The sequence below is a fragment of the Actinosynnema sp. NPDC059335 genome, assembly GCF_042752395.1.
Classification (GTDB): domain Bacteria; phylum Actinomycetota; class Actinomycetes; order Mycobacteriales; family Pseudonocardiaceae; genus Actinosynnema.
Genome location: NZ_JBHYXZ010000170.1, coordinates 1 through 11030, shown reverse-complemented (window position 1 = coordinate 11030; position 11030 = coordinate 1). Strand labels below are relative to the sequence as shown.

10 protein-coding genes are annotated in these 11030 nt (G+C 73.4%); 3 read left to right on the top strand and 7 right to left on the bottom strand.

All coding sequences use genetic code 11. The annotated features are described in order from the left end of the window. Positions 1–140: 140 nt before the first annotated feature. From ACFXGA_RS34260 to ACFXGA_RS34245, 4 genes are all read right to left on the bottom strand, one after another. Positions 141–803, bottom strand: a complete 663-nt coding sequence (locus ACFXGA_RS34260; RefSeq protein WP_378095262.1) for a hypothetical protein — start codon at positions 801–803, stop codon at positions 141–143. Positions 804–933: 130 nt separating this feature from the next. After that, positions 934–2097, bottom strand: coding sequence for a non-hydrolyzing UDP-N-acetylglucosamine 2-epimerase (gene wecB / locus ACFXGA_RS34255; protein ID WP_378095260.1), 1164 nt, complete (start codon positions 2095–2097; stop codon positions 934–936). 82 nt (positions 2098–2179) lie between these two features. Next, positions 2180–2347 (bottom strand): LPXTG cell wall anchor domain-containing protein, encoded by a 168-nt coding sequence (locus ACFXGA_RS34250; RefSeq protein WP_378095258.1) that lies wholly within the window; start codon positions 2345–2347, stop codon positions 2180–2182. A 2-nt stretch (positions 2348–2349) separates the two neighbouring features. After that, positions 2350–3102: a choice-of-anchor P family protein gene (locus tag ACFXGA_RS34245; RefSeq protein ID WP_378095256.1), complete on the bottom strand. Its 753-nt coding sequence runs from the start codon at positions 3100–3102 to the stop codon at positions 2350–2352. Positions 3103–3370: 268 nt separating this feature from the next. On the opposite strand from ACFXGA_RS34245, the gene xrtP reads away from it, so the two are divergent. The 3 genes from xrtP (at position 3371) to ACFXGA_RS34230 (ending at position 7438) form a co-directional block, all read left to right on the top strand. Then, positions 3371–3889 (top strand): exosortase P, encoded by a 519-nt coding sequence (gene xrtP, locus ACFXGA_RS34240; RefSeq protein ID WP_378095254.1) that lies wholly within the window; start codon positions 3371–3373, stop codon positions 3887–3889. After that, positions 3886–5244, top strand: a complete 1359-nt coding sequence (locus ACFXGA_RS34235; protein ID WP_378095252.1) for a glycosyltransferase — start codon at positions 3886–3888, stop codon at positions 5242–5244. The genes xrtP and ACFXGA_RS34235 overlap by 4 nt, the downstream gene beginning before the upstream one ends. A 259-nt stretch (positions 5245–5503) precedes the next feature. Beyond that, entirely contained in the window at positions 5504–7438 is a 1935-nt protein-coding gene (locus ACFXGA_RS34230; protein WP_378095279.1) for an ATP-dependent DNA helicase, read from the top strand. A 135-nt stretch (positions 7439–7573) separates the two neighbouring features. Here ACFXGA_RS34230 and ACFXGA_RS34225 read toward each other — a convergent pair whose 3' ends face one another. Genes ACFXGA_RS34225 through serB form a run of 3 tightly spaced genes read right to left on the bottom strand, consistent with a single transcriptional unit; the run spans position 7574 to position 10935 of the window. Next, positions 7574–8983, bottom strand: coding sequence for a phosphatidylserine/phosphatidylglycerophosphate/cardiolipin synthase family protein (locus tag ACFXGA_RS34225; RefSeq protein ID WP_378095250.1), 1410 nt, complete (start codon positions 8981–8983; stop codon positions 7574–7576). Positions 8984–9013: 30 nt separating this feature from the next. Next, the gene (locus tag ACFXGA_RS34220; protein ID WP_378095277.1) at positions 9014–9694 is read right to left on the bottom strand and encodes a peptidyl-tRNA hydrolase; all 681 of its coding nucleotides are present in this window, start codon (positions 9692–9694) and stop codon (positions 9014–9016) included. Positions 9695–9708: 14 nt separating this feature from the next. Continuing rightward, positions 9709–10935 carry a phosphoserine phosphatase SerB gene (gene serB, locus ACFXGA_RS34215; protein ID WP_378095248.1) on the bottom strand — a complete coding sequence of 409 codons (1227 nt, stop codon included), beginning with the start codon at positions 10933–10935 and terminating at the stop codon, positions 9709–9711. Positions 10936–11030 lie beyond the last annotated feature (95 nt).

Here is an 11030-nt window from a genome sequence, read left to right as displayed (position 1 = left end):
GGACGTCCCGGGGCATGGCCGCCGGGGCGTCCGGACGCGCGGGTCGCGTGTTCCGAGCGTTGAACTCGGGTGTCCCGAACGTAGGACTCACGCGTTCTGAACGTAGGACACACGCGTTCTGGACGTAGGACACGCGTGGGTCAGGGGGTGGGGGAGCAGGCGGTGGCGCCCAGGACCACGTCGCCGGTCACGCCGGAGGCGTCGGTGAACCGCAGGTGCAGCAGGTTCATCCCGATGCTGCCGTCGTTCGGGTTCGGCGGGATGGTCTCGCCGAACGTCGCGGTCGCCAGCACCGTGCCGTCGCCCGCCTTGACCTCGTGCACGTAGTTCGGGTGGATCTCGTCGGGCAGCCCCGCGAAGCCCTGCAGGCCGTCCGCCGCCCAGCCCGCGGTCGTGCCCGACTCGGTGCCCACGCAGGTGATCTTCCACCGGGCCACCCGCAGCCGCGGCCCGCCCGCCGACACCAGCGCCGACAGCTCGAACTCCGTGCCCACCGCCTCGGACGTCGACCGCGTCGTGCCGCTGCCGGGGTCCACCACCGCCGTGGTGCACGACGAGGAGCCGGCGCCGAACCGGACGCCCGTGCGCGCCACCGCCTCGGTCGAGCCGGACGTCGGGCCGTGCACCGAGCACGGCGCGAGCGGCGGCACGGTCACCCTGGTGCCGTCCTTGGTGAAGTCGGCGGAGCCCACCGACGCCACCCCCGCCGGGTTGGCCGCCCACGCCGGCGGCGCGGCGACGGCCAGGCCGAGAGCGAGCGCCGCGACCACGGCGCCGACCCGGCGTGCCCCGATCTGCTTCATCGTGTCGTCCTCCTGCTTCTCCGGAACGACAGGACTATCGAACCGTCACGGCCACGAGCCGATGATCCGGACCGCCACATCACCCGGCCGTGGACGACCGATACCTGATCGAGTGATGGTCCTTCCGTCGTCAGCACGGGATGCGGACCGGCAGCGGCGCCGCGGAGAAGTCGTTCGGCAGCCCCACGAGCCGCTCCAACGCGCCGCGCACGCGGGCCGCGGCCCGCCCGTCGCCGAACGGGTTGTGCCCGAGCGGCAGGCGCAGCCGCGCGCCGAGCACCCAGCCCGCCTCGGCCACGATCCGGATCGGGTCGGTCCCGACCAGCCACGCGCCGCCCGCCTCGACCGCGGAGACGCGTTCCGTGGTGTCCCGCAGCACCAGCACGGGCACGCCGAACGTCGGCGCCTCCTCCTGGATGCCGCCGGAGTCGGTGAGCACCAGCGCGGACCGGCGCAACGCGCGCACGAGGTCGGAGTAGGCCAACGGTTCGGTCACCACGATCCGGTCGTGCCCGCCGAGCACGGCCCGTGCCGCCGCGCGCACCCGCGGGTTCGGGTGCACCGGCGCCAGCACGCGCACGTCGGGGTGCCGGTCGGCGATGGACCGCACGGCGCGCAGCACGCGTCCCAGCGGCTCGCCCCACGACTCCCGCCGGTGCACGGTCGCCAGCACCAGCCGCCCGGGTCCCTCGTCGAGCGCGCGTTCCAGCCGTGCGAGGTCCGGGTCGCGGGCGGGCCGGTCGGCCGCGGCGACCCGCTGCACGGCGTCGACCACGGTGTTGCCGGTGACCACGATCCGGTGGTCGGCGACGCCTTCGCGCACGAGCGCGGCGGCGGCGTCGTCGGTCGGCGCGAGGTGCAGCGTGGCGATCCGGGCGATCATCTGCCGGGTGCCCTCCTCGGGGAACGGCCCCGCGAGGTCGCCGGTGCGCAGGCCCGCTTCCAGGTGCGCCACGGGGATGCCGCGCCAGAACGCGGCGAGCGCGCCCGCCAGCGCGGTGGTCGTGTCGCCCTGCACGAGGACGACGGCCGGGTCGCGCTTGCGCAGCAACCGGTCCAGCTCCGCGATCAGCCGGGCCAGCAGCTCGGCCTGCGCCCCGGTGGTCCGCGGCACGTCCAGCTCCACGTCCACGAAGAGCCCGAACGCGCCCAGCGCCTGCTCGACCATGCCGGCGTGTTGTCCGCTGTGGACGATGACGGGCCGGAGCACCGGGTGGTCGGCCAGCGCCAGCGCGACCGGTGCGATCTTCACCGCTTCGGGCCGGGTGCCCGCGAGCAGCACGACTTCCTTCACCTTGCTCCTTTCCTCTGGTGACCATGGGGTGCGGCGCCCCGGGGCGCGCCTGGGGGCGGGCGCGCTCCGGGGCGCACGCGCGCTACTCGTCGGCTGTCGCTCGTCGCCTGCGGAACGCGTGGGTCAGGAAGAGGCCGGCCACCAGCAACACCACACCGGCCACCACCCACCACGCGACTCCGGCGCCGGTGGCGGCCAACGAGCCGACTCCCGTGCCGACCGCGACTCCACTGCCGGGGACCCGGTACACGGTCAGACCGCCGCGAGGTCGTGCCGGCGCCGCAGCGCCACCGCGCCGACGGGCACGCCGAACAGGGCGAGCAGGCCGAGGCCGATCCACAGGCCCGCGCCCGAGGCCATCGGGATGGGCAGGCCCGCGGGGCCGCAGGTCGCGGACGACAGCACCAGGTCGCCGCCGCCGAGTTCGCCGCCGGTCAGGGTGAGGTGGAAGGCGTTGACGGTGAGGCTGCCGTCGGGGTTGCGGACCTGCTCGTTGAGCACGAGCTTCGCCACGTCCACGCCGAGGAGGTCGACGTCGACGGTCGTGTTGGCGGCGGGTTCGGCCTCCAGCCCGCCGAGCCGGCCGAGGTGCAGCCCCGCGAGCGTCGACGTGCCGGTGACGCCCTTCTGGGTGGCCGAGCACTCGGCTTCGACCAGTTCCGCGGACACGTCGCCGAGGGCGAGCCGGAGCAGGTCGAGCCGGACGTCGGCGGTGCTCGCGCGGGAGGTGACCGCGCCGGTCTTGTCGTCGCGCGAGGCGGACGTGGTGAGCACGCCGCTCTTGACGACCTGCGGCACGTCCAGGCCGGCGAACGTGTTGGTGGTGGGGCCGTCCGCGGTGGCGGCGGCGAACGGGCCGGCCGTCACCGCGCCGCCGACGGGCAGCGCCAGGTCGAGCCGGGCCCCGTACGAGGAGGCGTCGCCGGGGGCCGCCGAGGCGGGCGCGGCGCCGAGCAGCATCGCCGCGACGGCGACCAGTCCGGCCGCGGGGGCGAGACGTGTCATTCGGACACGCATGGAACTCCTTTCGCACAACGGTTTGTCAGGCAAATGCCCCTATCGGCTTTACGTCCGTCGGATTAAGGGTTGCTGACCGTAAAGGGGGAGCCTGTCCACTCGTTTCGCCCAACTGCACCCACCGAACGTGGGTCTGCCACCTCAATTCGCCGCGACTTGTCACACGTTCCGGGGGTGAGGTTCGCCGGACGGGCGTCCGATGACCACCACGCAGCCCCTATCGGGCGATCCCCGATCGAAGGAAAGGATTCGTCCAGTGGCGTTTGCCGTGCCCCGCACCGAACACCTCAACCGGGTGATCGTCGCCGCACTGGTCGTGGCCGCCGCCGGCCTCGTGGTAGCTCACCGTGCCTACCGCACGGCGGAGGTCGTGCTGTCCGGGTTCCTGCTCGGCCTGATCGGCGTCGACGGCGTGGAGGTCGTGACGGCTCGGCAGACCGTCTACTTCGGGCTCGGCTCCGACGCGCCGCTCGGCCTGCGGATGACGCCGGAGTGCACGTCGGCGTTCCTGGTCGTGCCGCTGCTCGCGGTGGGCGCGGTGATGATCGCGCTGCGGCCCCGGATCACGCGGCGGGTGCTGTTCGCGCTGGCGGTGGCCGTCGTGGCGGTGGTCGTGGTCAACCAGCTGCGGGTGCTCACGTTGGTGGCGCTGGTCGGGTGGCTGGGCGTGGACACCGGCTACCACTGGGGCCACACGCTGCTCGGCTCGCTGGTGAGCGTGTTCGGCGGGGCGGCGGCGCTGGTGGCGTTCGTGTGGTTGGCGACGCGGCGATGAGCCTGGACGTCCTGCTGGGGTTCACGCAGGCGCTGGCGTTGACGATGAGCGTCGCGTTCCTGACGTACGTGTTCCTGATCGTCGTGCCGTACCTGCGGTACCGGCCGGGGGCCGTCGGGTCGGCCGCCGACTTCGAGTGGCACTTCGTGGTGCCGTGCCGGGACGAGGAAGCCGTCATCGGCGACACCGTGCGTTATCTGCGCACGACGTTCCCCATCGCGCACGTGTGGGTGGTGGACGACGACTCGGACGACGGCACGGCGGCGGTCGTGCGCGGGTTCGGCGACGACCGGAACACCCACCTCGTGCGGAGGCGTCGGCCGTACGCGCGGACCGGGAAGGGCGACGCGCTCAACGACGCGTACCGGACGTTGAAGCTGTGGATGGGGCGGCACGCCGACGCCGACCGCGCGGTGGTCGTCGTGGTCGACGCGGACGGGCGGCCCGCGCCGAACTGCCTGGACGTGTGCGCGGCGGCGCACCTGTTCGGCGACCCGGCGGTGGGCGCGGTGCAGGTGGACGTGCGGATGGTGAACGCGGGCGTGCGGCAGGCCGGGGTGCCGCGGTGGCGTGGGCTGCTCGGCGACCTGCTGGTGCGGATGCAGGACCTGGAGTTCCGGACGGCGATCGCGGCGATCCAGCTGTCGCGGGGCGTGACCGGGACGATCTCGCTGGGCGGCAACGGGCAGTTCACCCGGCTGTCGGCGCTGGACGCGGTCGCGGGACCGGCCGGGCGGCCGTGGCGGGGGTCGTTGCTGGAGGACTTCGAGCTGGGGGTGCACCTGCTGACCGCCGGGTGGCGGACCGGGTTCACGATGGACACGCACGTGCGGCAGGAGGGGCTGTACAGCCTGCGGCGGTTCCTCGCGCAGCGGACGCGGTGGGGGCAGGGGACGATGCAGTGCCTGCGGTACGTGCGGCGGATCTGGGACTCGCCGCACCTGTCGACCGCGGGGGCGGCGGAGATCATGTACTACCTGGCCCAGCCGTGGATGCAGCTGCTCGGGACGCTGGTCTACCCCGTGCCGGTGGTCCTGCTGGGGCACCGGGTGGCGACCGCGCCCGGCGAGGTGTGGGCGTGGTTCGCCGACGGCGCGTGGGTCCTGTTCACCGTGTACGGGATGTTCGGCCTGCTGCCGTTCGTCCTGTGGGGTCCGGTGTACCGGCTCCGCTGCGAACCCTCGACCACCTGGCCGCGGGCCTTCTCGTACGGCCTGGTGTACGCGCTCTACATCTACACCTTCTACATCACGTCGTGGCGGGCGGTCGTGCGCCTGGCGCGTGGCCGCAACGGCTGGGCCAAGACCCGCCGGAACACCGAGCGCACCACCGGCGAGGTCGCCCTCGACCACTGACCACGCGCGTGTCCAACCTCCAGAACGCGTGAGTCCTACCTTCAGAACGCGTGAGTCCTACGTTCAGAACGCGTGTGTCCTACGTTCAGGACACCCGAGTTCAACGCTCAGGACGCCTTGGGGTGTCCGGACCACGGTGGCGGGGCGGGCGGGTACGGTCTTCGCCGTGCCCGCCACCACCGCGATCCCCGACACCAGGACGTTGCTCGCCGTCGCCGTGGAGGCGGTGGGCGGAGCCGAACGGCAGGGCCAGGTCGAGATGGCCGAGGCGGTCGAGCGCGCCATCCGCACCGGCGAGCACCTGGCCGTCCAGGCGGGCACGGGCACCGGCAAGTCGCTCGCCTACCTGGTCCCGGCCCTGCGGCACGCGGTCGCCGAGGAGTCCACGGTCGTCATCTCCACCGCCACGATCGCGTTGCAGCGCCAGCTCGTGGACCGCGACCTGCCCCGGCTCGCCAAGGCGTTGCGCAAGGAGCTGGGCCGCGAGCCGCGGTTCGCCATCCTCAAGGGACGCCGCAACTACCTGTGCATGCACCGCCTGCACACGGGCGCGCCCGACGAACCCGAGGACGCCGGCCTGTTCGACCCCTTCGCGGTGTCCAAGATGGGCCGCGAGATCAAGCGCCTGCACGAGTGGTCGTCCGACACGGAGACCGGTGACCGCGACGAGCTGGTGCCCGGCGTCACGGACCAGGCGTGGCGCCAGGTCTCGGTGACCGCGCGTGAGTGCCTGGGCGTGAACAAGTGCCCCATCGGCACGGACTGCTTCGCCGAGAAGGCCCGTGCCGAGGCCGGCAAGGCGGACGTCGTGGTGACCAACCACGCGATGCTCGCCGTGGACGCGCTGGAGGGCTACCAGGTCCTGCCCGACCACGACGTGGTGGTGATCGACGAGGCGCACGACCTGGTCGACCGCGTCACGTCGGTGGCCACGGAGGAGCTGAGCGCGTCCCTGGTCGCCACGGCCGCGCGGCGGTGCGGGCGGCTCATCGACCAGGGCGTGGCCGACCGGATGGCCGAGGCGAGCGACGGCCTGGCGATGATCCTGGAGGAGCTGCCGCCGGGACGGCTCGACAGCCTGCCGCAGGCGTTGGCCGGCGCGTTGCGGGCGACGAAGGACGCGGCGCACGCGTGCATCACGTCGCTGGGGCCGGAGCGCAAGGAGGACGTGGACGGCGCGACGTCGCGGAAGCTGGCGTTGTCGCTGCTGGACGACGTGCACGACTGCGCGACGCGGATGCTGGAGGCGTTCGACGACGACCACGACGTGGTGTGGGTGTCGGGCGACTTCGCGGACCGCAACAAGCCGCCGTCGCTGCGGGTCGCGCCGTTGGGGGTCGGCGGGCTGCTGCGGGAGCGGTTGTTCGGGAAGCGGACCACGATCCTGACGTCGGCGACGTTGACGCTGGGCGGCACGTTCGACACGTTGGCGCGGCAGTGGGGCCTGCCGACGTCGTCCGCGGCGCGCAAGGCGGAGGGGACGGCGACGGACAAGGAGCCGCCGTCGGACCTGGGCGGCCCGCGGTGGCAGGGGCTGGACGTCGGCTCGCCGTTCGAGCACGGCAGCAGCGGGATCCTGTACGTGGCGCGGCACCTGCCGCCGCCGGGGCGCGACGGGCTGCCGCCGTCCTATGTGGACGAGCTGGAGGGCCTGGTCAACGCGGCGGGCGGGCGCACGTTGGGGCTGTTCTCCTCGATGCGCGCGGCGAAGGCGGCGGCGGAGGCGTTGCGGGGCAAGGTCGAGTACCCGGTGCTGTGCCAGGGTGACGACGCCACCGGGCAGTTGGTGAAGCGGTTCGCCGAGGACGCGCGGACGTGCCTGTTCGGCACCCTGTCGCTGTGGCAGGGCGTGGACGTGCCGGGGTCGGCGTTGCAGCTCGTCGTGATGGACCGCATCCCGTTCCCGCGGCCGGACGACCCGTTGGCGTCGGCGCGGCAGAAGGCCGTGGAGTCGCGGGGTGGCAACGGGTTCCTCACCGTGGCGGCGACGCACGCGGCGTTGCTGTTGGCGCAGGGCGCGGGGCGGCTGCTGCGGTCGATGAACGACAAGGGCGTGGTGGCGATCCTCGACCCGCGGCTGGCGACGGCCCGTTACGGCGGGTTCCTGCGTGCCTCGCTGCCGCCGTTCTGGACGACGTACGACCCGGAGGTCGTGCGGGCGGCGTTGAAGCGCCTCGACGCGGCGAGCAAGTGACGGGTGGTTCCGCAGGTGGCGCGTTCCGAGCGTTGAATTCAGGTGTCCTGAAGGTACGACTCACGCGTTCTGAAAGTACGACTCACGCGTTCTGAACGTAGGACACGCGCGTTCTGAACGTAGGACACGCGGGGGTCAGCCGTCGACGAGGAGGCCGCGCAGGGGGCCTTGGAGGCGGCCGGCGCGGCGGGAGACGCCCGGCAGGGCGGTCAGGCGGTGCTTGCCGGGCGAGGTCAGGGTGGGGCGCCACAGGGTGTCCACGACCTCGTGCGCCGGGCCCGAGACGTCGGACAGCGGGCGTTGCAGGTGCTCCGCCCACAGGCGCAGGCGGGCGTCGCGGGCCACGGCCGGGTCGTCGGTGACGACGTTGACCTCGGTGTCGTTGAACAGCGAGTGCTCGTTCAGGTTGGCCGAGCCGACGCTCAGCCAGCGGTCGTCCACGATCGCCAGCTTGGCGTGCACGTAGACCGAGGACGACGTGTCACCGTCGTGCGAGGCGAGGGTGGCGGCCACCAGGCGGTGGTTGCCGTCGTCGGCGTCCAGCAGCCGGCCGAGCTGGCCGCGGGTCGTGTCGGCGCCGTTGCTGGGCTTGCGCGGCAGCACGAGCACGACGCGGAAGTCCGGGTGCGGCGGGGTGCGCAGCTTCGCCAGCAGCACCTCCGTCACCTCCGGCGACCAGAGGAACTGGTTCTCCAGGTAGACCAGGCGCTCCGCCGAGCGCAACGCCCGCAGGTACGAGTCGAGCAGGCTGAACTCGCCGCGCGGGATGAAGTCGTAGGTGCGCTCCGGGATCGTCCGCACGAGCTGCGCCGACGACGAGCCCGCCGGCGCGGGCGGCGCGACCGGCGGCAGCGCCTCCCCCGCGATCTCCTGCCAGCGCTGCCGGAAGTGCTCGGCGACGTCCGCGACGATCGGGCCGCGCAGCCGGGTGCCGATGTCGTGCCACCCCAGCGGCCGGCGGACCGGGTGGGACGGCTTGTCGTGCCGGTCGCCCTCGACCGCGGTCAGGTCCATGCCGCCGACGAACGCCACCTCGTCGTCCACCACGACGATCTTCTCGTGGTGGCAGTGCAGCGTCCGCTCCCGCGCGTCGATCTCGCACCGCACCGCGCTGTCGCGGACGAACTCGCGCTTGCTCGCCAGCACCCGCTTGCGCGTCGGCTCGAACATCGGCACCGGCGGCCCGGCCCACAGCAGCACGCGCACCGGCACCCGTTCCGCCGCCGACGCCAGCAGCTCGCGCAGCGTCGGCGAGCCCGGCTCACGGGTCAGCCGGAAGTCCGGGCTGGCGCACCAGCCCGCCAGGTGCACCGACTTGCGCGCGGACGCGATGGCCGACTCGATGGCGGGCAGCACCTCGTGCCCGTCCACCAGCACCTCGACCCGGTTGCCCGTCCGCACCGGGCGGCGGGGCGCCCACCAGCCCGCCTCCCCCGCGAACGCCTCGCCCCAGCCCAGCTTGCGCAACCGCCGGGCGTGGTGCGCGCACAGCACGCTCTCCAGTCCGTCGCCGAGTTTGGCGTCGAGCACGTCCAACAGGCCCACGCCGGGGATGATTGCCGCATATGCGACGGATCAAACGTTGACCGCCACCGTCGCGGTGCCGGGCGCGACCTCCGTGTACCCGGCGTCGCGCACCAGCACGACGTCCGGCCGCGCCACCAGCGCGTCCCAGTCCGCGGCCGACGGCGTCCGGACGGCGCACCGGTAGTCCAGCGCGGCCCACTCCTTCAGCTCCGCTTCGGACAGGTGCGGCGCCAGCAGCATCGACGCGTGCCCGACCTGGGCCGCCGCCTTGCCCGCCGTCATCTCCACCCGCGGGTTCAGCCACAGCTCGTACGCGCCGGCGGGCACCGGGCCGGGTGTGTCGGGCGGCAGCTCGCTGCCCGAGATCTGCAACCGGCTCAGCTCCTTCGGCAGGTCGGCCACCCGCCCCGGCACGAACGCCCGCACCGACGCGCCGCCGACCGTGATCGTCACGCCGGGCAACGCCTGCACGGCCTCCCAGTGCGCGCCCCGCGCCCGCCGCGACACCTTCCGGATCCGGCCGCGCACCCACGCCACCAGCTCGTCGTGCCACTCGCCGCCGGGCAGGGCGCGCTCGTCCAGGCACACCGCGATGGCGGCGGCCGCGGCGGCCTCCAGCACGTCGGTCCGGGACGGCGGCGCGGACCGCTCGATCCGCAGCACCACCGGCATGGCCCGCACCGACGCCGGGTCCTCCTCGTCGGTCGCGTAGTGCCGGTCCACCAGCATCCGCAGGATCGGGTTCACAGCCGGTTCAGCTCCAGACCGTCCGCCGCGTCCGCGGCCTCCACCTCGGCCCGGGTCACGCCGAGCACGAACAGCACCGCGTCCAGGAACGGGTGCGACAGCGCGGTGTCCGCGACCTCCCGCAACGCCGGCTTGGCGTTGAACGCGATGCCCAGCCCGGCCGCGCCGAGCATGTCGATGTCGTTCGCGCCGTCGCCGACGGCGACCGTCTGGGCGAGCGTGATCCCCTGCTCGTCGGCGAACCGCCGCAGCGCCTCGGCCTTGCCCGCCCGGTCCACCACCTCGCCGACGACGCGGCCGGTCAGCCTGCCGTCGACGACCTCCAGCTCGTTGGCCGCGCAGAAGTCCAGCCCCAGCTCGTCCACCAGCCGCCGGATCACCCGGGTGAACCCGCCGGACACCACGCCGCAGCGGAACCCGAGCCGCTTCAGCGTGCGCACGGTCGTGCGCGCGCCGGGCGTCAGCTCCAGCGACGCCGCGACCTCGTCCAGCACGGCCTCGTCCAGGCCCTCCAGCAGCGCCACCCGCCGCCGCAGCGACTCGGTGAAGTCCAGCTCGCCCCGCATGGCCGCGTCGGTGATCTCCTTGACCTGCGGCTCCACCCCGACGTGCGCGGCCAGCATCTCGATCACCTCGCCCTGGATGAGCGTGGAGTCGACGTCGAACACCACCAGCCGCTTGGCCCGCCGGGTCAGCCCGGCCCGCTCCACCGCGACGTCCAGCCCGCCGCGCACCGCCACCTCGGCGAGCGCCGAGCGGAGCTGCGCGTCGCTCTCGGGCGTGTCGGCGGCCACGGACACCCGCAGCTCCAGACCGGTCACGGGGTAGTCGGCCACGCCCCGGATGGCGTCGATGTTCACCCCGAGCGCGGCCAGCCGCCGCGCCACCTCGGTGAACGCGCGGGCCGTGACCGGGCGGCCGAGCAGGATCAGCACGTGGCTCGACTCCAGTCGCGCCGTCCGCCGGGAGTCCGCGCCGATCTCCACCTCGACCTGCATGGACACCGTGGCCATGGCCTGCTCGACGGCCTCCTGGAGCCCTTCCGGGTCGTGCTCGGCCGAGACGAGCACGCCGAGCACCAACCGGCCGCGGATGACGACCTGCTCGACGTCGAGGATCTCCACGCCGTGCCTGGTCAGCACCGCGAACAGCACCGAGGACACCCCGGGCTTGTCCGGTCCGGTGACCGTGATCAGGACGGGTGTGGCGCTGGGCTTGGTCACTGATGGCTCCTATGCCAGACAGCGGCGATGCCCCGCCCCCCGGGACAGGCGGGGCGGGACGACCCGGAAACAGGGTGACAGATAAAAACACTACA

Bases quoted from the DNA above. Each gene is read 5' to 3' on its own strand.
- ACFXGA_RS34220 (WP_378095277.1), bottom strand. From the start codon at position 9,694: ATGCTGGTGGACCGGCACTACGCGACCGACGAGGAGGACCCGGCGTCG.
- ACFXGA_RS34245 (WP_378095256.1), bottom strand. From the start codon at position 3,102: ATGACACGTCTCGCCCCCGCGGCCGGACTGGTCGCCGTCGCGGCGATG.
- ACFXGA_RS34260 (WP_378095262.1), bottom strand. From the start codon at position 803: ATGAAGCAGATCGGGGCACGCCGGGTCGGCGCCGTGGTCGCGGCGCTC.
- ACFXGA_RS34230 (WP_378095279.1), top strand. From the start codon at position 5,504: ATGGCCGAGGCGGTCGAGCGCGCCATCCGCACCGGCGAGCACCTGGCC.
- ACFXGA_RS34235 (WP_378095252.1), top strand. From the start codon at position 3,886: ATGAGCCTGGACGTCCTGCTGGGGTTCACGCAGGCGCTGGCGTTGACG.